The 21,687-nt window shown below is 63.7% G+C and carries 19 protein-coding genes and 1 tRNA gene; 5 read left to right on the top strand and 15 right to left on the bottom strand.

Going from position 1 to position 21,687, the window contains the following annotated elements; translation table 11 throughout:
- Positions 1-205 precede the first annotated feature (205 nt).
- Positions 206-811: a helix-turn-helix domain-containing protein gene (locus ACWGS8_RS20175; protein ID WP_454582562.1), complete on the top strand. Its 606-nt coding sequence runs from the start codon at positions 206-208 to the stop codon at positions 809-811.
- A gap of 43 nt (positions 812-854) precedes the next feature.
- Here the strand turns inward: ACWGS8_RS20175 and ACWGS8_RS20170 are convergent, their stop codons facing one another.
- From ACWGS8_RS20170 to ACWGS8_RS20105, 14 genes are all read right to left on the bottom strand, one after another.
- Complete coding sequence (locus tag ACWGS8_RS20170) at positions 855-2,066, bottom strand: epoxide hydrolase family protein (RefSeq protein WP_454582561.1); 1,212 nt, start codon at positions 2,064-2,066, stop codon at positions 855-857.
- Positions 2,067-2,223: 157 nt separating this feature from the next.
- Positions 2,224-2,709, bottom strand: coding sequence for a hypothetical protein (locus tag ACWGS8_RS20165; RefSeq protein ID WP_454582560.1), 486 nt, complete (start codon positions 2,707-2,709; stop codon positions 2,224-2,226).
- A gap of 115 nt (positions 2,710-2,824) precedes the next feature.
- A complete protein-coding gene (gene msuE, locus ACWGS8_RS20160; RefSeq protein ID WP_010913050.1) occupies positions 2,825-3,385 on the bottom strand; it encodes an FMN reductase in 561 nt (186 codons plus the stop codon).
- A gap of 63 nt (positions 3,386-3,448) precedes the next feature.
- The gene (locus tag ACWGS8_RS20155) at positions 3,449-4,696 is read right to left on the bottom strand and encodes an SfnB family sulfur acquisition oxidoreductase (RefSeq protein ID WP_454582559.1); all 1,248 of its coding nucleotides are present in this window, start codon (positions 4,694-4,696) and stop codon (positions 3,449-3,451) included.
- A 23-nt stretch (positions 4,697-4,719) separates the two neighbouring features.
- On the bottom strand, positions 4,720-5,511 hold the full coding sequence (locus ACWGS8_RS20150; protein ID WP_454582558.1) for an ABC transporter ATP-binding protein: 792 nt from the start codon (positions 5,509-5,511) through the stop codon (positions 4,720-4,722).
- Positions 5,512-5,587: 76 nt separating this feature from the next.
- Entirely contained in the window at positions 5,588-6,925 is a 1,338-nt protein-coding gene (locus ACWGS8_RS20145) for an ABC transporter substrate-binding protein (protein ID WP_454582557.1), read from the bottom strand.
- An 87-nt stretch (positions 6,926-7,012) separates the two neighbouring features.
- Complete coding sequence (locus tag ACWGS8_RS20140) at positions 7,013-8,053, bottom strand: branched-chain amino acid ABC transporter permease (RefSeq protein ID WP_454582556.1); 1,041 nt, start codon at positions 8,051-8,053, stop codon at positions 7,013-7,015.
- A 3-nt stretch (positions 8,054-8,056) separates the two neighbouring features.
- Positions 8,057-8,953 carry a branched-chain amino acid ABC transporter permease gene (locus ACWGS8_RS20135; RefSeq protein WP_454582657.1) on the bottom strand — a complete coding sequence of 299 codons (897 nt, stop codon included), beginning with the start codon at positions 8,951-8,953 and terminating at the stop codon, positions 8,057-8,059.
- A complete protein-coding gene (locus tag ACWGS8_RS20130) occupies positions 8,953-9,879 on the bottom strand; it encodes an ABC transporter ATP-binding protein (RefSeq protein ID WP_454582555.1) in 927 nt (308 codons plus the stop codon). The genes ACWGS8_RS20135 and ACWGS8_RS20130 overlap by 1 nt, the downstream gene beginning before the upstream one ends.
- Positions 9,880-9,999: 120 nt before the next feature.
- Complete coding sequence (gene sfnG, locus ACWGS8_RS20125; protein ID WP_454582554.1) at positions 10,000-11,103, bottom strand: dimethylsulfone monooxygenase SfnG; 1,104 nt, start codon at positions 11,101-11,103, stop codon at positions 10,000-10,002.
- A gap of 165 nt (positions 11,104-11,268) precedes the next feature.
- Complete coding sequence (locus tag ACWGS8_RS20120; protein WP_454582553.1) at positions 11,269-12,729, bottom strand: FAD/NAD(P)-binding protein; 1,461 nt, start codon at positions 12,727-12,729, stop codon at positions 11,269-11,271.
- Positions 12,726-13,898 carry an FMNH2-dependent alkanesulfonate monooxygenase gene (ssuD, locus tag ACWGS8_RS20115; protein ID WP_454582552.1) on the bottom strand — a complete coding sequence of 391 codons (1,173 nt, stop codon included), beginning with the start codon at positions 13,896-13,898 and terminating at the stop codon, positions 12,726-12,728. The genes ACWGS8_RS20120 and ssuD overlap by 4 nt, the downstream gene beginning before the upstream one ends.
- 256 nt (positions 13,899-14,154) lie before the next feature.
- Positions 14,155-14,230 (bottom strand) — tRNA-Ala (locus ACWGS8_RS20110).
- A 172-nt stretch (positions 14,231-14,402) separates the two neighbouring features.
- Positions 14,403-14,789, bottom strand: a complete 387-nt coding sequence (locus tag ACWGS8_RS20105) for a TIGR02300 family protein (RefSeq protein WP_095771615.1) — start codon at positions 14,787-14,789, stop codon at positions 14,403-14,405.
- Positions 14,790-14,995: 206 nt separating this feature from the next.
- On the opposite strand from ACWGS8_RS20105, the gene aroA reads away from it, so the two are divergent.
- The 4 genes from aroA (at position 14,996) to ACWGS8_RS20085 (ending at position 20,966) form a co-directional block, all read left to right on the top strand.
- The gene (gene aroA / locus ACWGS8_RS20100; protein ID WP_454582551.1) at positions 14,996-16,351 is read left to right on the top strand and encodes a 3-phosphoshikimate 1-carboxyvinyltransferase; all 1,356 of its coding nucleotides are present in this window, start codon (positions 14,996-14,998) and stop codon (positions 16,349-16,351) included.
- Between the two features lie 58 nt (positions 16,352-16,409).
- Positions 16,410-17,060: a (d)CMP kinase gene (gene cmk / locus ACWGS8_RS20095; RefSeq protein WP_454582550.1), complete on the top strand. Its 651-nt coding sequence runs from the start codon at positions 16,410-16,412 to the stop codon at positions 17,058-17,060.
- Positions 17,061-17,268: 208 nt separating this feature from the next.
- Positions 17,269-18,966 (top strand): 30S ribosomal protein S1, encoded by a 1,698-nt coding sequence (gene rpsA, locus ACWGS8_RS20090; RefSeq protein WP_010913037.1) that lies wholly within the window; start codon positions 17,269-17,271, stop codon positions 18,964-18,966.
- Positions 18,967-19,100: 134 nt separating this feature from the next.
- Entirely contained in the window at positions 19,101-20,966 is a 1,866-nt protein-coding gene (locus ACWGS8_RS20085) for a hypothetical protein (protein WP_454582549.1), read from the top strand.
- Here the strand turns inward: ACWGS8_RS20085 and ACWGS8_RS20080 are convergent.
- Positions 20,951-21,658 (bottom strand): SDR family NAD(P)-dependent oxidoreductase, encoded by a 708-nt coding sequence (locus tag ACWGS8_RS20080; protein WP_454582548.1) that lies wholly within the window; start codon positions 21,656-21,658, stop codon positions 20,951-20,953. The two genes, ACWGS8_RS20085 and ACWGS8_RS20080, sit on opposite strands and share 16 nt — an antisense overlap.
- Positions 21,659-21,687 lie beyond the last annotated feature (29 nt).

Below are 21,687 nucleotides of genomic sequence, written 5' to 3'. Positions count from 1 at the left end.
GATCGCTACCCCAGGTCGGAGTGGGTGCGTCTTGCACAAATCGCCTGTAAGGGCTGGACGCCGTTGCGCAAGGATACAACTGTGCCGTCCGCGTTGATGAATCGCTGTCGCGGTTTTACCGGAGCAATTGCCGAACATGGTCCAAAAACATACGAGCCGGTCATCCCCCCATCCCTGGATCGACACAGTCTGGCAAACTGTGTGTTTGAGCGACGGGATTTACAAAGCTACACCGGACGGCTCGTGGGATCTGATCCGCAGCGTCGCGCCGGACGGCATTTCCGTGGTGTTCTTAAGCGGCCAGGCAACCGAGCCCGTCGACGTTCCATATGTCGAGGGTGAGCACTCGGTTGTCATCTCATTTGCCGCGCATGTCTATCTTGCGTGTGACAAAGAGGTGCGAACCGGCGCGGCGGTCCGTTTCCTGGATGTGGAGGAAGACGAATTTTCATTGGATGGCGTGGAGCTGCCGCTACCGACATTCCTGAACGCCGAAGCTCTTGTCGATGAGATGATCGCTGCAGGGCTGCTTGCGTCCGACGACGTCGTGGCCAGGGCCTTTACCGAGAAGCCCAAGGCCGCCTCAAAACGCTCGGTGCAACAGCATTTCAAGAACACCACTGGTATTACGCAGAAAGATTTCCAGTTGATCCGCCGCGCACAGGAAGCGGTTCGGCGCTTGAAGGTCGGCGATAGTGCAGCAGCCGTGGCTTTCGATCTTGGCTATACGGATCAACCGCACATGATCAAATCCATAAAGAAGATAATGGGTTCTCTGCCCTCCAACCTCGATGCGGTTCACAAGATCTGACGCCGGGCGAAGGTTTCGCCCGGCGGATGATTCACGGCTTGCGCTATTTCGTAACAAGCGCAGCGAATTGCTTGATGTCTTCGATATAGAATGCGGGATCTTCCCACGCCGCGAAATGGCCCGCCTTTTCCATATCGTGAAACTGCACGACATTTCCCGAGGTCTGGCGGTCCGCCCATTCACGCGGCAAGCGAACGCCGCCTGGGATCGGCGCTTCAGTCGCCACCGCCACCGGCACCCCCGTGTTTTTTCCCTTGATGGTCGGCGGCTGCATCGCGTTTTGATTGTAGAGGCGGAAGGACGAGGCCGCCGTTTCCGTCAGCCAGTAGATCATGATGTTGGTCAAAAGCGCGTCGCGACCAAATCTGGCGTCGGCCTCATCGCCGACCCCCATACCGGCCATGAAGCTCATGATCCACGCGGCAAGTCCGACCGGCGAGTCATTCATGGCGAAGGCGAGGCTCTGCGGCTTTGTTGCCTGGACCAGATTGAAGGCGCCATGCATGAAGAACCATTGCTGGATCGCCCCAGCGTAGCCCTGCTCCGGCCCGCTGAGGGCGCCAAAATCCGTGGTCTGGTCCGGGTAGCCCACATCGGTCAGATGGGAGCCGATAAGCTTGTCAGAGTGGCGCTGCGCCAGCGACATGGCGATCACCGACCCCAGATCGCCGCCAGCCACGATGAACCTGTCGTAACTCAGGACGTCATTCATGAGGTGAGCAAAAATGTCGGCCACCTTGTCGGCGGGGAGAGCCGTTCTGCCGGAGAAGCCGGTCCCCGGAATGGACGGCACGATAACGTGAAATTCCTCCGCCAGCGCACCCACGACCTTGTGGTAGCGGTAGAAACTGTCCGGCCAGCCATGCAGCAGGAGGATCGCCGTCGCGCCCTTCTTTTTCGACGGCTGATGGACGAAATGCAGGTCAATGCCTTCGATATCGACCTTGTAGTTCGGCAGTGCGTTCAGGCCGGCCTCGGCCTGTCGCCAATCATAGTCATGCAGCCAGTAGTCGGTCAGCCTCTTCATGTAGTCGAGATTCGTACCAGTCATCCATCCGGCTCCGGCGGGTTCATCCGGCCAGCGGGTTTGGCTCAGGCGCATCTTGAGTTCGGCGAGCTGGTCATCGGAAATGGCAATCTTGAACGGCGTCGGCTTGGCCATTGTCGTATTCTCCTGTGAGAAGGCGCTGCGATCGGTGAGACCGCCGAGAAAAGCCGCCGCGATGGGGCTTTTGGCAAATCCGCGACGGTTCATCCTCGCAGTTCCTTGTTCTTTTTCCATGGAGCCAGACTATGGGAACGGCGGCCGCGCCGATTGTAAATTTGCGCAAATTGCGGCGTGCGGGATGCACGACGACAAGCGGTGCGGCGTCCCGGCAGCTCGACACAGGGGAACGACTATTTCCGCCTTTCTAGAGGGTGAACGACCAGAACAGGCAGGCGAGCGTTGCGGCGGCGAAGACCCCGAAGAACAGGCTGCGCAACAGCACGTTGCGGCGCAGTTCGTTCATGAAGAAGTGACAGCCGACGATGGCGACGGCAAACAGGAACCGCCAGTTCAGCAATGCCAGAAGAGCGCTGCCCTGGCCGAAAGCCCATCGGGCGAGAAGGCCGCCGACAATGGTGGCGAACAGCACGATCACCGTCCAGAAAATGGCGTCGGCGGCATGGGTGAGAACGATGCTGGCCGCGCGGATCGGCAGGATCATCATCAACAGCGCGCTGAAGAAGAAGACGGCGGCGAGCGGAATGAAGGTTCCGGCATCGGCGATGCCGTCGAGCCGCCTGACGCCGATCGCGCCGTAGGGATAGCCGTGCCGGGCCACCGCAAGGCTCAGCGCCATGAGCAAGGCGGTCAGCACGGCGACGAGTGCGAAGGTCGTAAGGGCTTTGCTCATGGTGTTCCTGTCCCGGACGAATCAGACAGGAACTTTGTAGCGGCCGGTCGTAAATTGCACGTAAGCGAGGGTACCGCCCGTGCCGATTCCGATCGGCGAAATCCGCCGTCGGCTGCTATTCGGCGGCGATCCTGCCTGCCGAGCGGTTGGCCAGCACGAAGCCGACCTCGTCGACCGCCTGCGCCGCGCGCTTCAGGATCGCCTCGGAGCGCAGCACGCCGTCGGTGAAATCCTTGTCGGTGGCATAGACGGCGGTCGGCAAGGCAAAGGCCTCGAAGAAGCCGAACAGCGGCCGCAACTGATGCTCGACGATCAGGGCATGGCGCTCGCCGCCGCCGGTCGCGGTCAGCACGATGGGCTTGCCCCGCAACGCGGCCGGATCGATCAGGTCGAAGAAGTGCTTGAACAGGCCGGTATAGCTGCCCTTGTAGGTCGGCGAACCGACCACCAGCACGTCGGCGGCGAGGATCTGCGCCAGGATCGGTTGCGCCTGGCTGTCGAGGTCGCGCGCCCATCTTGCCGTGCCGAGCGAGGGGCCGACATCCTCGATATCGTAGGTGACAGCCGACAGGCCATGGCGCGCGGCGATGTCCCTGGTGACCAGTTCGACGAAGGCGCGCGTCTTTGACGGCCGGGTGATGTTGCCGGAAAAACCGACGACTGTGGGGTTTGACATGGCAGTGGGCCTCTTGGATGTCGAAGTTTGAAGTGGCGGGCCACCCGGCCCGCCGATGGGAAATCAGCTCCAGGCGTGCAGCGGCGGGTTTTCGCCATTGAGGAAATATTTTCCGAGGATCGAGTACTTCCAGCGTACCGGATCGTGCAGCGTGTGGGTGCGGGCATTGCGCCAATGCCTGTCGAGATTGTGCTCGGCCAGCGTCGAACGTGTGCCGGCCAGCTCGAACAGCTTGTTCGCCGCGGCGATCGCAATCTCGGTCGACAGGATCTTCGCCTCCGCGGTGACGATCTGCGCATGCGCCACCGTCTCGGCGGTCGGCTCGGCCACCGCCTTGTCGATCGCCAGGCCAGCCTTTTCGAGCAGCGCCTGCGCGGCGTGCAGGCGCAGCGTCAGGTCGCCGACCGCCTGGATGGTGTAGGGATCGTCCCAGGCATTGTCGACGCCGCTGTCGATCCAGGCGCGGCTCTTCGTCCTGACGAAGTGAACCGTCTCGTCGATGGCCGCCTGGGCGATGCCGGTGTCGACCGCCACCTGGATGATCTGGAAGATGGCTCCGTCGGCGGTCGGTCTGTCGTAGCCCTTGTAGCCGGGCACCAGAAAAGTCTTGGGCACCTTGACATTGTCGATGATGACGGTGCCGGACAAGGTCGTGCGCTGGCCGAAGCTCGACCAGTCGTCGATGACGGTCAGGCCCGGCGCGCCACGGTCGGCAATCGCATACCAGGCGCGGCCCTCGTCATCGAGCGCGACGATCGGCACCAGATGGGCAAGCAAAGCACCGGAGGAATAGAACTTGCGGCCGTTGACGACGACATGGTCGCCGGCATCGGTGAAGCGCGTCTCGAAATCGGCGGCGCGCTTGGAGCCGAACTCGGAAAAGGCATTGCCGAACCGCGTGCCGTTCAGCGCTTCGGCGAACAACAGCTTCTGCTGTTCCGCGTCGGAAACGGTGCGGATCGCGGCAATGACGCCGAGATGGTTCTGGGCGATCTGGCCGATGGAGGAATCCGCCGCCGAGATGATCTCGATCACCTTGGCCAGCGTCACGTAGGACACTTCCGGGCCACCGAATGCCTTGGGCACGTTGATCGACCACAGGCCGCTCTGCGAGAAGGCATCGAGTTCGGCGACCGGCCATATCCGCTCGCGGTCGCGCTTGGAAGAGTCCTTGGCGAATTCGGCGGCAAGCGCTTGGGCGATGGCGATCGCCTCGGCGTCATCCCTGATGATGTGCGCCGGTCCGGCTGGCCTTGCGACTGGCGGCACGGCGGCGGAGGCGTGGTCGGTCTTGACGGTCGAGACGGTCATTTCACTGCTCCTTGAGATTTTGTTCAGGCGACGGCATGGAGATTAGCGGGTTTGGCAGCCGGCGAGGGTTGTTGGCCGAGATAGAAGGCGCGCACGTCCTCGCGCTGGCGAAGATCGGCAGCCGCGCCGGAGAGAACGGAGACGCCGTTTTCGAGCACCGTGGCGTGGTCGGCATAGCGCAGCGCGACCGCCGAGTTCTGCTCGGCGACCAGGATCGACAGGCCGGTCTCGCGGTTCAGTTTTCTCAGCGTCTGGAAGATGTCCTGGACGATGAGCGGGGCGAGCCCCATCGACGGTTCGTCGAGCACCAGCAGGCGCGGTCGCGACATCAGCGCCCGGCCGATCGCGGTCATTTGCTGTTCGCCGCCCGAGGTCAGGCCGGACAATGTCCGACGCTTTTCCTTCAGCCGCGGGAAATAGGCGTAGATCCGCTCGAGATCCCCGCTGATCTCGGCACGGCGGCCGCTGCGGCCGATGCCGCCGGCGACCAGATTGTCCTCGACGGTGAGGCTCTTGAAGCAGTGACGGCCTTCCAGCACCGGCACCAGGCCGGCGCGCACGAGGTTGCCCGGCTTGCGGCGCGAGACATCGGCGCCTTCATAACGGATGGTGCCGGCGTTGACCTGGCCGCGCTCGGCCGGCAACAGGTTGGAGACGGCCTTCAGCGTGGTGGTCTTGCCGGCGCCGTTGGCGCCGAGCAGCGCCAGGATTTCGCCGCGCCTGATCTCGAAGCTGACGCCATGCAGCGCCGTGATGGCGTGGTTATAGGTGGCATGGATCGTATCCACCGCAAGGATGACGTCATTGTCCGGCATGGGCTCTTCTTCCCCGGTTTGGGAACCGTAAGGACCGAGCGCCACGGAAAGCTCCGTGGCGCCCGGCATTGGCTGGTCAGTTGGTGGTCACGGCGTTGGCATCATCGGCGGTGCGCAGCTTGATGCCCTTCTCGGCGGCATAGGCCTCGGCCGACTTCTCGATGATTGGCCGCAGCAGCGCCCAGTCGGGCGCGATCCAGTCGGAGACGACGTTCCACTTCTTGCCATCCCACTGCTGGAAGGTCACGTAGCCTTCGCCTTCGTGGTTGTCCCAGCTGACATTGATGGAGTGGAACAGGTCCTTGGCGCCGAGCGCCTCAACCTTGGCCGGATCGAGCTTGAGGTGTTCGAAGCCCCAGCGGACTTCGTCCCCGGTCAGCGTGCGGTGACCGAATTTCTCCTGCGCGACGCGGATCGCCTCGACATTGAGGATGCCGTTGACGATGCCGAGATTGTGGTAGACCGAGCCGATGCGCGACTTGTCTTCCAGATTGCCCTTGCCGGCGCCGTAGACGGTCTTCACGATCTCCTGCACCACCGGATAGGTGTTCCCGGAGGCCTGGGTGGTGATGGCGGTGTAGCCCTTTGCGGCATCGCCGGCCGGGATGACGTCCTCTTCGGAATTCGACCAGACATTGCCGACGATGTGGTCGACGGGATAGCCGACCTTGACGGCCGTCTTCAGCGCCACCGGGTTCATCACGCCCCAGCCGCGCAGGACGACGAAGTCCGGCTTGGCGCGGCGGATGGTCAGCCACTGCGACTGCTGCTCGTTGCCGGGATGCGGCACTTCGATCTGCTGGACGGTGAAGCCGTATTTCTGCGCCAGCAGTTCATAGATCGGGATGGTCTCCTTGCCGTAGGGCGAGCCGTGATAGAGCACGACGATCTTCTTGCCCTTCAGCTTGTCGATGCCGCCTTCCTTGGAGGCGATGTAGTTCACGATGCCTGATGTCTCGCTGTACGGATTGAGCAGCAGCGGGAAGACGTAAGGGAAGACGCGGCCGTCGGTGGAATCAGTGCGGCCATGATTGACGGTGATCAGCGGCACCTTGTCGGCGGTGATGCGGTCGATCATGGCATAGGCGATGCCGACCGAGAGCGGGTTCCAGGCGGCCGCGCCGGCATGGCTCTTCTGCCGCTCATAGCATTCGACGCCGCGCTCGACCTCGTACTGGGTCTCGCATTCGTCCCAGGTCAGCTTGACGCCGTTGACGCCGCCGTCGCGGATGTTGATGAGATTGAGATAGTCGATGAAGCCGCCGAAGAAGCCGGTGCCGCCGGCCGCGTAGGGCCCGACGCGATAGCTCTGCAGCGGAAAGTACTGTTCGTCGGCGTGGGCGGCCGGCAAGGCCACCGACACGATCATCGCTGCGGACAGCGCCGCCGCCTTGATGGTGCTGAGGAAAGTCATGGTCGAGATACTCCCGGTATGGACCGTCTTGGTTCGGCCTCTAGTTCATTTTCAGATTTCAGTTCGATGCGGGTTGCCCCGCGGGGCTCATGTCGACTGCCAGGCGAACAGGAGCCGTCTTCGGATCCTGTCCCACAGGGCCACCAGCCCGTCGGGTTCCAGGATCAGAAACAGGATGATGAGGGCGCCGAGCACGATGCGCTGGCTCATATCGAGCACGCCCGAGTCAAAGACATCGCCGAGCAGGAAGCCGCCGAGACGGGACAAAGCGAGCGGAAAGACCACGATCAGGGCGGCGCCGAAGAAAGCGCCACGGATCGAGGCGAGGCCGCCGATGATGATGATGAACAGGATCTGGAACGAGCGGTCGAGATCGAAGCCAGCCGGCTCGACGGTCCGCAGATACGCGAAGGCCCAGATGACGCCGGCGACGCCGATGATGAAGGAGGAGATGGCGAAGGCAAGAAGCTTGGTCTTCAGCACCGGGATGCCGATGATGCGTGCGGCCGTTTCATTGTCGCGGATGGCGATGAAGTTGCGACCGGTCTGCGATGTGACCAGGCGGTGGGCGAGGAAGGTGAGGAAGGCGACGATGGTCAGCGCGAAGAGATAGCGGCCGACGGCGCCATCCAGCGCCAGACCGCCGATCGACAGGCGCGGCGCGTCGATGACGCCGGACGCCGAGTCGTTGGAGAACCAGCTGAACTTGGTCAGCGCCCATTGCACGAAGAACTGCGCGGCAAGCGTCGACACCGCAAGGTAGAAGCCTTTCAGCCGCAGGCTTGGCAGGCCGAAGACGATGCCGATCGCCGCGGCGACAATGCCGGCGAGCACGATGCTGCCGATCAGCGGCAGGCCCTCGATGCGCAGATTGAAATTATAGGCCGCGAAGGCGCCCGCCGCCATGAAGGCGGCGCTGCCCAGCGAGACCTGGCCGGCATAGCCGGTCAGGATATTCAGCCCGACGCCGGCAAGGCCAAGGGCCAGGAACGGCAGCAGGATGGCCTCGAACAGATAGCTCGAGCCGATCAGCGGCACGACGCCATAGGCGAAGGCGAGCAGCAGCACGGGCGCGCTCCATTTCGGCAGCACCGGTGCGGAGGTGAGATCGCTTGTGATCGTGGCCATGGCTCAGACCCTTTCCACGAGCTTCTGGCCGAAAAGGCCGGAGGGACGGATCAGCAGGAAGACGAGCGCCACGACATAGGCGAACCAGCTTTCGATGCCGCCGCCGAAATAGTCGCCGATATAGACCTCGGCGAGTTTCTCGCTGGCGCCGATCAAGAGCCCGCCAACGATGGCGCCGAGGATGGAATCGAAGCCGCCAAGCACCAGCACCGGCAGCGCCTTGAGCACCACCAGCGACAGTGAGAACTGCACGCCGAGGCGTGCGCCCCAGAGCAGTCCCGCGACCAGCGCGACAAGGCCGGCCGCGGCCCAGACGGTGGCCCAGATCAGAGGCAGCCGCAGACCAACTGCAAGGGCGGCGAACTGGTCGTCGGCGACGGCGCGGAAGGAGAGGCCGATGCGGGTGTAGCGGAAGAACAGCGACAGCAGCAGAACCATACCGGCGGCGACCACCGCCGCGAAGATGTCGAACTGGCTGATCAGCACGCCTCCGACTTCCAGCGGAACATCCTCGATGCCGAGGTCGAGGCCATGGACCTGCGTGCCCCAGATCAACTGGGCAGCACCCTCGATGATATAGGACAGGCCGAGCGTCGCCATGAACAGGGTGATCGGCGGCTTGTTGGTAAGTGGCCTGAGCACCGCGCGCTCGATGGCGATGCCAATCGCCACCATGATGGCGAAGGTGGCCACCAGCGCCAAGGCGAAGGGAACGCCGCGCTCGACCAGGCTGACGAAGGTGAGTGCCGCGAACAAGAGCAGCGCGCCTTGTGCGAAATTCAGCACGCCCGATGTCTTGTAGATCAGCACGAAGCCGATCGCGACCAGCGAGTACATGACGCCGGAGAGCAGGCCGCCGACGAGCACTTCGATGAAGAACTGGTAGTCGAAATCGGCGATCATATGCCTGCCCCATCCTCATTGTCGGAGGCGACGCCGAGATAGGCATCGATGACGCGCTGGTCGTTCCTAACCTCGTCGGGTGTGGCGTCGGCGATCTTGCGGCCGTAGTCGAGAACGGCGATGCGGTCGGACAGACCCATGACGACACCGACATCATGCTCGATCAGCACGACCGTGGTGGCGAAGCGGTCGCGCGCGGCGCGCACGAAACTTGCCATCTCGCTTTTCTCGCTTGCGGTCATGCCAGCCATCGGTTCGTCGAGCAGAAGCAGGCGCGGCTCAGAGACCAACGCGCGGGCCAGCTCGACCCGCTTCTGCAGCCCGTAGGGCAGCGTGCCGGCGAGACGATCGCGGACTGCGGTGAGATCGAGGAATTCGAGGATCTGGTCGGCGCGGCTCAAGCAGTCGCGCTGCTCGCCACGCGAGCGGCCGATGCCGAGCACCTGGCCGGCAAAATTGGAGCGGACCTTGTAGGCGAGGCCGGAGGCGACATTGTCGAGGACGCTGAGGCCCTTGAACAGAGCAAGGTTCTGAAACGTCCTGGCGACACCGAGATGCGCCAGCCGCTGTGTCGGCACCTGGTCATAACGGATGCCATCGAGCAGGACATGGCCGCGATCCGGCCGGTAGACGCCGCTGATGACGTTGATCAGGGAACTCTTGCCGGCGCCGTTCGGGCCGATGATGGCGCGGATCTCGCCGGGGTTCACCGAGAGATCGATATCGGCCAGCGCGACGACGCCGCCGAACGACAGGCCGATGCCTTGCAGCGAGAGCAACGGAGCGGCGGCATCCGCGATCGACCCTGCCGGCACGACGTCAACGGCGGACGACTGGAGCGTTGACGGCAGGCCGCGCGCAAAGACTTCCGGCGCATAGACCGAGGCGTCCATCATTCCAAGGGCATAGCTGGCCAACGGCATTCCAATCGTCCTCGATTGCTTCAGCAGGCGCACGACCTCATCGCCGCCCGATCGATCGAGCGCGCCTGGGAACCTCATCGGTGTGCAGGCCGGACAGCCCGGCCTGCCTTTTGAAAAGCGCTATTCCGCTGCCAGTGACGCCGCCTGCGCGGCATTTTCCAGCTCGCGAACGAGCGGGATGACATGCTTGCCGAAATACTCGACCTCTTCCTGGAAGTGCAGGAAGCCGAGCAGGATGAGATCGGCGCCGGCACGCTTGAGGTCGACGATGCGTTCGGCGACCTGCCGTGGCGTGCCGATCAGGTTCGAACGGAAGCCGTCATTGTACTGGACCAGATCGTCGAAGGAGGATTTCGCCCAGTTGCCCTCGCCTTCCGGCGAGGCCTTGCCGGCATTCTTGACCTCATGGCCGAAGGCGTTGACCGCTTCGGGGTTGGCCTTGGCGATGATTTCGGCGAGCACCGCCTTGGCCTCGTCCTCGGTTTCGCGGACGATGGCGAAGGCGTTGACGCCGACCTTGACCGAATGGCTGTTGGCTTTCGCCTTGGCCCTGATGTCCTCCACCTGCTTGGCGATCTCGGCCGGCGTGTTGCCGTTGGTGAAATACCAGTCCGAGACACGCGAGGCCATGTCGCGCGCGGCACGCGAGGAACCGCCCTGGAAGATTTCCGGCAGAGGCTGTGGCGGCTTTGGCTTCAGCGAATATTCGTTGAAGCGGTAGAAATCGCCGCGGAAGGTGAAGCTGTCCTGCGTCCATATTCCACGCAAGGCGCGGATGAATTCCTCGGAGCGGCGGTAGCGCTCGTCATGGTCGAGCCAATGCTCGCCGATGGCGTGGAACTCACCGCGGAACCAGCCGGAGACGAGGTTGATGGCGACGCGGCCATTGGTCAGGTAGCTGATTGTGGCGAGCTGCTTGGCGGCGAGCGCCGGATTCCACGGCCCGGGCAGGATCGCGGCGATGACCTTGAGCGTCGTGGTGGCGGCCAGCAGATCATGGCTGAAGGCGACCGATTCATGCTGCTCGTCGGCACCGTAACCGGCGGTGAAGCGGATCTGGCTCAACGCATAGTCGAAGCCGGCCTTCTCGGCGATCTGCGCCAGCTTGCGGTTATACTCGGCCGAATGGTTGGTGCGCTGCTCGATGTTGGAAATCACCAGGCCGCCCGAAACATTCGGCACCCAATAGGCGAATTTGACCGCGTCGGTTACTGCGTGTGCCATGAACTGTCTCCCCTTCAGGCCGTGTCGCTGATCGGTCCGGCGTGGCCGGATTTCGTCGATATTTATTATGTCTACTGATTATATATACAAAGTAGTATTTTCCGTTTTTGGCGCCCGCTTGGGACGGAAATACCAATTTTGCCCGGCCAGGCCGGCTTCCGATCGTCAGCGCGCGATTGCAACGTCGCTGGCATTGGCGCCAACCGCCTCGGCGGACGGAAACCTGTCGACCAGCCTTGCGATCTCGACCGCGACCATCTGGGCATGGCGGGCGACCTCCGGCAGGCCCATGAGTTCGCCAAAAGTGCCCCGCGCCAGCGGACCGGCGACGAAGAGCCCGGCGACCGCCTCGCCATCCTGCCCGATGGCGCGGCTGTCGAGACTTGTCTCGATGCCGAGTCCATAGGCGTCGACCCTGATCAGCCCGACCTCGGCCAGGGAGCGCAGCGCCGGATTGAGCTGAAGCGCCTGTCCATGAGCCGGCCCCGTCGTGTTGATGACGGCATCGAAGCGGGCCGTCTCGATCCGCGTCTGGCCGCGCCGCTGAAAGCTGACCGCGAGGTTCTCGCCCTCATCGTTCGACGCGACAAGCCTGGCGGCAATGGTGTCGAACGTGCCGGCGGCCTGGCGGCCGTTGAGGACGGAGGCAATTTGCGGGGCGATTCTGAAGCGATGCACGTCCCAGAACACGCGCAGCTGGCGGACCAGCCTTGCGCGTTCTGATGGAGCAAGGGCGGCCCACAGCGCCGGTCCTTGCAGGCGCAGCTGGTCGAAGACGGACTGCCAGTTGACATTGGCCTCGCGCGCCGCCGCCAATGTCGCGCGAATGTTGCGAAGCAGGCCAAGCGCCGATGTGGCCGGTGCCGATGCGAAATCGCCGAAGGGTTCGCCCCTCACATCGGGATGGCCGCGCGAGCGCAGTCCGCGGCGCGATAGCGCCAGAATGCGGCCGCGATGGCCGCGGCGGTCGAGTTCCGCGACCGTGTCGGCCGAGGTCAACCCGGAGCCGACGATCAACACCGAAGCTTGCCGTTCGATCCCGGCAAGTGCCGACGGAGCGTAGGGATCGGCGACAAAACCCGGCGCTTCGGTGAGCGAAGCAAGCGCTGCAGGGATTGCGGGGGCAGGATGCGTCGCGGCGAGGACAACGATGTCGGCGGCGACGGGTCCGGCGGAGGTCTGTACGGTCCAGCAGGCGCCATTGGCTTCGCGTGTCACGCCGGTGGCGGGATCGCTGACATGACGGACCGCGCCTGAAGCCAGATAGGGCGCGAGGTGCTCGGCGACATAGCGGCCGAACACACGCCGGCGCGGATAGGCGTCGCCATTCTTCCAGATCGCGTCCGCGTCACGATCGAGTTCACCAGAGCCGGCCAACCAGCTTGCAAAATGCTGCGGGTCGTCGGGAGCCATGCTCATTCTGACGGCCGGCACATTGACCCGGTGCGAAGGCTCTTCGCTGGAATAGGCGAGACCACCGCCGATCGCCCGGCGTGGCTCGATCACGGAGACCAACAGGCGCTCCGGCCGATGCGCCCGCGCAAGATGCCACGCCAGCGCCGCGCCGGAAAAGCCGCCGCCGATGATGGCGACGCGCAGTCGGCTGACCGGAGGCAGCGCGTTCACGAGGCGCTGGCGAGCGACTTCGGCCGATGGTCGCCGGCGATGGTCTCGCCGAACGGGCCGGTGTTGACGGATGAGCCGGCGGCTTTGACCGGATGATCGGTCGGCAATTTCGGCAGCACCAGTTCGCCAAAACGATAGGCTTCCTCCAGATGCGGGTAGCCGGACAGGATGAAGGTATCGATGCCGAGACGGCGATATTCGTCGATCCGCTCGGCGATGGTGTCGGGATCGCCGACCAGGGCTGTCCCCGCGCCGCCGCGCACCAGGCCGACGCCGGCCCACAGATTGGGCGCGATCTCGAGCTTGGCGCGGTCGCCGCCATGCAGCGCACTCATTCGCGCCTGGCCGACCGAATCCATGCGGGCAAAGACCTCCTGGGCCGAAGCGATGGTCGCGTCGTCGAGGCGGCTGATCAGCCGGTCGGCGGCCGCCCAGGCCTCTTCGGTGGTTTCGCGCGTGATGACATGCAGGCGAATGCCGAAGGACAGTTTTCGGCCAGCCTTCTCGGCCAGTTCGCGCACGGCGTCCAGCTTACGCTCGACATCGGCGGGCGGTTCGCCCCAGGTCAGATATTTGTCGATCTCCTGCGCCGCCACTGTCGACCCGGCATCGGACGAGCCGCCGAAATAGAGCGGCGGATAGGGCGTCTGCACCGGCGGGAACAGCAGCCTGCCATCCTCGATGTGGAAATGCTTGCCCTGGTGCTCGACCGTCTCGCCGCCCAGCACGCGCTTGTAGATCTGGAGGAATTCCTGCGTCACCTCGTAGCGCTCGGCATGCGAGAGGAAAATGCCGTCGCCCTTGTTCTCCAGGGGATCGCCGCCGGTGACGACATTGATCAGCAGGCGGCCGTTGGAGATGCGGTCGAGCGTCGCGGTCATGCGCGCGGCGAGCGTCGGCGACTGTAGGCCCGGCCGCACGGCGACCAGGAAACGCAGCCGCTCGGTCAGCGGCACCAGCGCCGAGGCGATGACCCAGGAATCCTCGCACGACCGGCCGGTCGGCAAAAGCACGCCGTAGTAGCCCAGCGTGTCGGCGGCCTTCGCCACTTGCGTCAGATAGGGCAGATCGACCGATCGGCCGCCCTCGGCGGTGCCGAGATAACGGCTGTCGCCATGCGTCGGCAGAAACCAGAGGACCTTGACGCGGTCCGGAACGTCGCGGGTCATGGCCTGCCTCCCGCGAGCCGGTGGCGATGGCGGACTGTGCCTGACGGGGTTGAGAGCGGGCGCAGAGAGACGGGCATGGCGGAGTCCTGTCCGGGAAACAGATCGTCCGCACTTTGCTTATTCTATAAACTCTGTAGAGTTAGTTTATTCCAAATCCGCCGTTAAAATTGGAAATTCTCTTCGATCGGTCGAACCCGGGCCTGATCCTTGGCGGGGCTCGCTGGAGTTAGTCAGTGGCGGAAAGAAAGAGACTATTTGGTGGAGCCAATCGGAATCGAACCGACGACCTCTTGAATGCCATTCAAGCGCTCTCCCAACTGAGCTATGGCCCCACTCCCGGCAGTCAGCCGGCGCCGTTTCCGGCGAAGAGATCAGCGCGGGTTGGAACACCGCGCCGTTAGTGCAGGCGGCTTCTAACCCCGCCTTTCCCAGATATCAAGCCTTGAATAGCGGCTTTTTGTCCACAGGCCGAGAAAGCCTGCAAACGCTTACGTCTCAGGCCTGTCAGACCTCGTCGTCGTCGTCGCCGACGCCGATCATGTCGGCAACGTCGTCGTCTTCTTCCTCTTCGTCGGCAAGGAAAGTGTCATCCTCATCGTCGCCAAGGTCGACGTCCTCGTCATCGCCGAGATCGGGCAGGTCGTCGCCCTTGGCGTCGTCGTCGGCCTCTTCGAGCGAGACGACTTCAACGCCCTCTTCGTCCTCGGCGTCCACTTCCTTCTCGGCCACTTCCTCTTCCTCCTCGAGGGCGGCGATCTTGCCTTCCTCGAAATAGGAACGCGGATAGGTCTTGCCGGTGTAGGGCGAGACGATCGGGTCCTTGTTCAGGTCGTAGAATTTTCGACCCGTCTCCGGGTCGATACGCTTTGTGCCAAGTTCGGTTTTTGCCACGGCAAGCCTCGTGAATAAAAGAGTGGTCCCCTTAACCACTGTTTGCGACGCTGTCAAAGCCAAAAGCCGGCGTCACAAAACCAAGTCCTGAAAGGCCTCGCGGCAAGTGACGACCATGGGGATGACCATTTCGCCTCGCCGTGATACGAGACCGCCGCAACAAATGAAAAGCGCCGGACCGCCGGCATTCCGTCCAGGGAAATTCCATGTCTCACGCCGCTGCCAAGCCGGCCACCGCCCGCAAATCTCAGGCCCTTTCCGGCACCGCGCGCGTGCCGGGCGACAAGTCGATCTCGCACCGCTCCTTCATGTTCGGCGGCCTCGCCTCCGGCGAAACCCGCATCACCGGCCTGCTCGAGGGCGAGGACGTGATGCGCACGGGCGCGGCCATGAAGGCAATGGGCGCCCATATCGAAAAGCGCGGCGCCGAATGGGTGATCCGCGGCACCGGCAACGGCGCGCTCTTACAGCCGGAAGGCCCGCTCGATTTCGGCAATGCCGGCACCGGCTCGCGGCTGACCATGGGTCTCGTCGGCACCTATGACATGGAAACCACCTTCATCGGCGACGCCTCGCTGTCGGGCCGGCCGATGGGCCGCGTGCTGGAGCCGCTGCGCCAGATGGGCGTGCAGGTGTTGAAGGCAACGCCGGGCGACCGGATGCCGATCACGCTGCATGGCCCCAAGCACGCCGCCCCGATCACCTACCGCGTGCCGATGGCCTCGGCACAGGTGAAATCGGCGGTGCTGCTCGCCGGCCTCAACACGCCGGGCATCACCACGGTCATCGAACCGGTGATGACGCGTGACCACACCGAAAAGATGCTCAAAGGCTTCGGCGCCAACCTGTCGGTCGAGACCGACGAGCGCGGTGTGCGCCACATATTCATCGAGGGCCAGGGCAGACTGACCGGCCAGACGATCGCCGTGCCCGGCGATCCGTCCTCGGCCGGCTTCCCGCTGGTCGCCGCACTGATCGTGCCGGGTTCGGACATCGTGATCGAAAACGTGCTGATGAACCCGACCCGCACCGGCCTGCTGCTGACGCTGCAGGAAATGGGCGGCCAGATCGACATTTTGAACCCACGCAATGCCGGTGGCGAGGATGTCGCCGATCTGCGCGTGCGCTATTCCGAGCTCAAGGGCGTCACCGTGCCGTCGGAGCGGGCGCCGTCGATGATCGACGAGTACCCGGTGCTGGCTGTCGCGGCCAGCTTCGCCGAGGGCGAGACGCTGATGCAGGGGCTGGAAGAGCTGCGGGTGAAGGAATCCGACCGGCTGGCGGCTGTCGCCAACGGCCTGAAGATCAATGGCGTCGACTGCACCGAGGGTGAAGCCTCGCTTGCGGTGCGCGGCAAGCCCGGTGGCAAGGGACTCGGCGGCCATCCCAACGGGCTGGATACGACCGTGAAGACCCATCTCGACCACCGCATCGCCATGAGCTTCCTGGTCATGGGGCTGGCGACGGAGAAGCCGGTGACCATCGATGACCAGGCGATGATCGCGACGAGCTTTCCGGAATTTATGGGATTGATGGCGGGGCTGGGCGCGGAGATCGGGTGACGATCGTGGCAACCAATAGATCGCGTCGCTTGCCTGAATTCCTCATTGTGGCCAGCCAATGACCCACACTTGCACCATCGCCATCGATGGCCCCGCCGGCGCCGGAAAGGGCACGCTCGCCCGTAGGCTCGCCGACCACTACCGGCTGAACCTGCTCGACACCGGCCTCACCTATCGGGCGGTGGCCTATGCGCTCATCCAGCACGCCCTGCCGCTCGACAATGTCTCGGCGGCCGAGACTGCGGCGCGCCAGGTCGACCTGGCAAAGCTCGACCGCGCGGTCTTATCGGCGCACGCCGTCGGCGAGGCGGCCTCGAAGGTCGCGGTGTTTCCGACGGTGCGGCGCATACTGGTCGAAAAGCAGCGTGCCTTCGCCACGACGCCGCCGGGCGCGGTGCTGGACGGGCGAGACATCGGCACGGTCGTGTGCCCCGATGCCGACATCAAACTCTATGTGACGGCAAGCGCCGAGGTGCGTGCCAAGCGCCGGCTGGCCGAGATCGAAAGCATCGGCGGGACCGCCAATTTCAGTGAAATCCTCGCCGACATCGTGCGCCGCGACGAACGCGACATGGGTCGTGCCGACTCGCCGCTGAAGCCGGCGGCAGACGCGCACTTGCTAGATACCAGCGAAATGGCTATAGAAGCCGCGTTTCTCGCGGCCATGGCGATCGTTGATGACGTGCTGGCCAGGAGAAACAAGGCCTGATCCGGGTTTTCTCTCGCGTTTCCGTTGCCGGAAGCGCAGAAAATACCCATATCGGGCACGAACCAGCCTGCCAGCATTCTTCATGCGCCGGAATTGCCGCTTAAATGCGGCCCAGGGCTTTATTAAGCCCGGAACGCCGGCAGGCCAACGCAACGCTAACCCACGGCGCCCGTCCCGCTCAGAGATGCGGGGCACTCCAGGAGAAACAATGTCAGCTGCAAATCCCACTCGCGATGATTTCGCGAGCCTGCTCGAAGAATCATTCACCACCGGCCACTCCGGCGAAGGTCAGGTCGTCAAGGGCACGATCACCGCGATCGAAAAGGACATGGCCATCATCGACGTCGGCCTCAAGGTCGAAGGCCGCGTGCCGCTGAAGGAATTCGGCGTCAAGGGCAAGGACACCACCCTCAAGGTGGGTGACACCGTCGAAGTCTATGTCGAGCGCATCGAGAACGCGCTTGGCGAAGCGATGCTTTCCCGCGAGAAGGCCCGCCGCGAAGAGAGCTGGGTCCGTCTCGAAGAGAAGTTCACCAAGGGTGAGCGCGTCGAAGGCGTCATCTTCAACCAGGTCAAGGGCGGCTTCACCGTCGACCTCGACGGCGCCGTGGCCTTCCTGCCGCGCAGCCAGGTCGATATCCGCCCGATCCGCGACGTCTCCCCGCTGATGCACAACCCGCAGCCCTTCGAGATCCTCAAGATGGATCGCCGCCGCGGCAACATCGTGGTGTCGCGCCGCACCGTGCTCGAGGAGAGCCGCGCCGAACAGCGTTCGGAAATCGTGCAGAACCTCGAAGAAGGCCAGGTTGTCGAAGGCGTCGTCAAGAACATCACCGATTATGGTGCGTTCGTCGACCTCGGCGGCATCGACGGCCTGCTGCATGTCACCGACATGGCCTGGCGCCGCGTCAACCATCCGACCGAAATCCTCAACATTGGTCAGACGGTCAAGGTGCAGATCATCCGCATCAACCAGGAAACCCACCGCATCTCGCTCGGCATGAAGCAGCTCGAGAGCGATCCGTGGTCCGAGATCGGCACCAAGTTCCCGATCGGCAAGAAGATCAAGGGCACCGTCACCAACATCACCGACTACGGCGCGTTCGTCGAGCTGGAGCCGGGCATCGAAGGCCTCATCCACGTTTCGGAAATGTCGTGGACGAAGAAGAACGTGCATCCCGGCAAGATCCTGTCGACGACGCAGGAAGTCGACGTGGTGGTGCTCGAGGTCGATCCGGCCAAGCGCCGCATCTCGCTCGGCCTCAAGCAGACGCTTGAGAATCCGTGGGAAGCCTTCGCGCGCAACCATCCGGTCGGCAGCCAGGTCGAGGGCGAGGTCAAGAACAAGACCGAGTTCGGCCTGTTCATCGGCCTGGAAGGCGACGTGGACGGCATGGTGCACCTTTCCGACCTCGACTGGACCCGTCCGGGCGAGCAGGTCATCGAAGAGTACAATCGCGGCGACATGGTCAAGGCGCAGGTGCTCGACGTCGACATCGAGAAGGAGCGCATCTCGCTCGGCATCAAGCAGCTGGCCCGCGACACGGTCGGCGAAGCGGCGACCTCTGGCGAACTGCGCAAGAACGCCGTGGTCACCTGTGAAGTCATCGGCGTCAAGGATGGCGGTCTGGAAGTGCGGCTGGTCGACAGCGGCATCGAGACCTTCATCAAGCGCTCTGACCTCAGCCGCGACCGCGACGAGCAGCGCCCCGAGCGCTTCACCGTCGGCCAGAAGGTCGATGCCCGCGTCATCGCCTTCGACAAGAAGACCCGCAAGCTGCAGGTCTCGATCAAGGCGCTGGAAATCGCCGAGGAGAAGGAAGCGGTCGCCCAGTACGGCTCGACCGACTCCGGCGCTTCGCTGGGCGACATCCTGGGTGCCGCGCTGAAGAAGCAGGGCAACTAAGGCGTCAGCCATCGATCGCACGCTTCGCGTGCGGCCTTACAAAAAAGACCCGCCGGAGCGATCCGGTGGGTCTTTTTCTTTACGGGAACATAAACTTCATCGCGTATTTGCCGGTGGTCCAACGGAACATTTCCATGAGCACTGGCGCCAATCGTGCCGCTGCGCAACCTTCGGGGTTGCTGCGCCTTTACACCAGCTCGCCTGTCCTGTTCTGCTTTTGCGCAATGGCGATCCTGATGACCGCTCTGTGGTCTCTGGGCTTCCAGCTCAACAATGACGCGGACGATCTCCTCAAGCTGCACGAAATCCGTACTTTGCTTGAAACGGGCAACATATTCGACCGCACGCTGCCCGGCATTGTCCAGCCCGAGCCCTATGTCTCACACTGGCCGTGGATCGTGGACCTGCCCTACGCTGCCTTCGCGCGCCTGTTCGCTCCGTTTGCCGGCGTCGAGCCGGCTTTGATGCTGGCATGTTTCGCCGTCCCCCTGCTGCTTTTTGCGCCCGCGCTCTATCTCTACAATCGGCTGGTAATTGCCATCGGCTTTGCTTATCCGGCCGTTGCATTGCCGTTGGCTTTGATCTTTGCCGCGCGCAGCTTTTTCGAATTCGCCCCCGGACGGATCGACTACCACAATCTGCAAATCCTGCTTCTGCTGGCGGCCCTGGTGTTGATGATGTCGCAGAACCGCTTCTCGGCCTTCGTCAACGGGCTGCTGACGGCCCTGGCAATCGCCGTCAGCGCCGAATTCGCGCCGTTCTATGCGCTGGTGATGGCGGTCTATGCCTTTGACTGGATCTTCGACCGCGAGGGCGGTCAAAACAGGATCGCGGGTTTCGGGCTTGCCTTGACCGCCGGCGCAATCGGCCTGTTCGCGGCGATCGTGCCGCCTTCTGCCTATGCCGCGATCAAATGCGACACCTATTCGACGCCCCATGCGACGGCACTGGCCGCGGCCGGGCTTTCATTCGCCGTCGTGCCTTTGCTTGCCGGACGGCGTGGAGGATGGCCGGTGCGCACGGCAATCCTGCTGGTGTTCGCGGCGGCCAGCGCGGCGTTACCGGTGTTGTTGTTCCCGCAATGCCTGGCCAGCCCCTATGCTTCGATCGACGCCTATGTTCGCGACAACATGATCAACAGAATTCTTCAGGAGTTGAGCCTGTTTCGGCGCCCTGATGTCGTCCTGTCGGCAGGTTTCCTCAGCATGGCGCTGCTGTTCATCGGCGCGCTTGCGCCAGCCGTCATCTGCGCCAGGCCGCAAGGCCGAAGCCGGCCTCTCGTCATATTGACCCTGTTCTCGCTGCTCTCGCTGGCGCTTGCGATCGGTTATGTCCGCTACTACCGCTACCTGCCGATCTTTTCCGGCATTGGCCTGATCTTCGCGCTGGCGGGCCTCCTGCCGAATGCGGGGTTGGGTCGCTATTTGACATCCCCGGTGCCGACGGCATCGCGCGGATACGCACTGATCCTGCCCGGTCTCGCTTTATCCGGAGCAATGGTGCTGTACCACCTGTCGGTAAAACCGGCGCAAGCGGCGGTTCCCGCGGCCGAACTTGCCGACGGCTGCTATTACAGCCCTTTTGAGCCGGAACAGGGTTGGCCGTCCGGCGCCGTCGTTCTTTCTCCACCGCTGATCGGCTCGCGTTTCGTCGCCCTTGCCGAAGGTCCCAAAGTGGTGACGATCCCCAACCATCCATCGGCCAAGGGCATCGAGCGAAGCTATCGTTTTCTGGATCCGGCGACCGCCGATCCACGCGCGATACTGGATGCCTCCAAGGCAACGCATGTCGCGATTTGCGCCTGGCGCGGCCCGCCATTGCCGGGATTGGAAGCCGCCTATCCATTCGCGGCGGGCCTGATTGAAGGCCGGCCGCCCACATGGTTGCAGGAGTGCCCGACGAAAGCTTCGTCGCCGCTGCGGATCTACAGCTATCGCAATGCCGATGGATCAGATGCCGCGTGCCCGACTTCGACGCTCGCCGCTCAAGCCCGGCCGTAGAGCGGCACCAGCGTTCCGCTCATCGCCTGGTTGGCCGGCGAGGCGAGATAGGCGATGGCTTCGGCCGCCGCCTCGAGGCTGACCCATTTGCTGAAATCGGCATCCGGCATATCGGCGCGGTTTGCCGGCGTGTCGAGCGTCGACGGGGCCACGGCATTGACCAGGATGCCCTTGGCCTTGAGCTCTTCGGCCATCGCCACCGTCATGGCCGCCACGGCCGCCTTGCTGGCCGTGTAGGCAACCATGCCGGCGCCGCGCCTGGGGTCGAGCCCGGCGCGCGCTGTGACATTGACGATGCGGCCTGACGTGCCCGACGCCAGCATCGAGCGGATCGCCGCGCGACTGCACAGGAAGGTGGTGCGGGCGTTGGTGTCCATCATCTCGGCAAAAGACGCCGATTCGATCTTTTCCACCGGCGCCATGGCGAAGCCGCCGGCAAGATGGATCGATCCCCACAAGGCAGGAACCTGGGCATAGAAGGCTTCAACCTTGGCGGAGTCCGACAGGTCGACATTGTGCGCCAGCTTGACGTTGTCGTGTGCGGTGAAAGGAAATTGCTGGGGTGCCGCGGCGTGTGCGTTCGGCACGTGGCAGACGGCGCCCTGTTCCAGCAGCCGGCCAACCACCGCACCGCCGAGCGCGCCGGTCCCACCGGTCACAACGATATGCCTGCCTTGAAGTGTTTCCGTCATCCTGGACCGCTCCTGTCGTGTTTTTATGA

Source organism: Mesorhizobium sp. 43Arga (assembly GCF_053714255.1).
The sequence above is the reverse complement of the archived record's forward strand: the minus strand, read 5'-3'. Positions and strand labels throughout refer to the sequence as shown.

What these genes read in the sequence shown, in the direction of transcription:
- ACWGS8_RS20140 (WP_454582556.1), bottom strand. Translation starts at nt 8,053, where the DNA reads ATGGCCACGATCACAAGCGATCTCACCTCCGCACCGGTGCTGCCGAAA.
- ACWGS8_RS20080 (WP_454582548.1), bottom strand. Translation starts at nt 21,658, where the DNA reads ATGACGGAAACACTTCAAGGCAGGCATATCGTTGTGACCGGTGGGACC.
- ACWGS8_RS20085 (WP_454582549.1), top strand. Translation starts at nt 19,101, where the DNA reads ATGAGCACTGGCGCCAATCGTGCCGCTGCGCAACCTTCGGGGTTGCTG.
- sfnG (WP_454582554.1), bottom strand. Translation starts at nt 11,103, where the DNA reads ATGGCACACGCAGTAACCGACGCGGTCAAATTCGCCTATTGGGTGCCG.
- cmk (WP_454582550.1), top strand. Translation starts at nt 16,410, where the DNA reads ATGACCCACACTTGCACCATCGCCATCGATGGCCCCGCCGGCGCCGGA.
- ssuD (WP_454582552.1), bottom strand. Translation starts at nt 13,898, where the DNA reads ATGACCCGCGACGTTCCGGACCGCGTCAAGGTCCTCTGGTTTCTGCCG.
- ACWGS8_RS20165 (WP_454582560.1), bottom strand. Translation starts at nt 2,709, where the DNA reads ATGAGCAAAGCCCTTACGACCTTCGCACTCGTCGCCGTGCTGACCGCC.
- ACWGS8_RS20130 (WP_454582555.1), bottom strand. Translation starts at nt 9,879, where the DNA reads ATGCCGTTGGCCAGCTATGCCCTTGGAATGATGGACGCCTCGGTCTAT.
- ACWGS8_RS20145 (WP_454582557.1), bottom strand. Translation starts at nt 6,925, where the DNA reads ATGACTTTCCTCAGCACCATCAAGGCGGCGGCGCTGTCCGCAGCGATG.
- ACWGS8_RS20170 (WP_454582561.1), bottom strand. Translation starts at nt 2,066, where the DNA reads ATGAACCGTCGCGGATTTGCCAAAAGCCCCATCGCGGCGGCTTTTCTC.
- ACWGS8_RS20155 (WP_454582559.1), bottom strand. Translation starts at nt 4,696, where the DNA reads ATGACCGTCTCGACCGTCAAGACCGACCACGCCTCCGCCGCCGTGCCG.
- aroA (WP_454582551.1), top strand. Translation starts at nt 14,996, where the DNA reads ATGTCTCACGCCGCTGCCAAGCCGGCCACCGCCCGCAAATCTCAGGCC.
- rpsA (WP_010913037.1), top strand. Translation starts at nt 17,269, where the DNA reads ATGTCAGCTGCAAATCCCACTCGCGATGATTTCGCGAGCCTGCTCGAA.
- ACWGS8_RS20150 (WP_454582558.1), bottom strand. Translation starts at nt 5,511, where the DNA reads ATGCCGGACAATGACGTCATCCTTGCGGTGGATACGATCCATGCCACC.
- msuE (WP_010913050.1), bottom strand. Translation starts at nt 3,385, where the DNA reads ATGTCAAACCCCACAGTCGTCGGTTTTTCCGGCAACATCACCCGGCCG.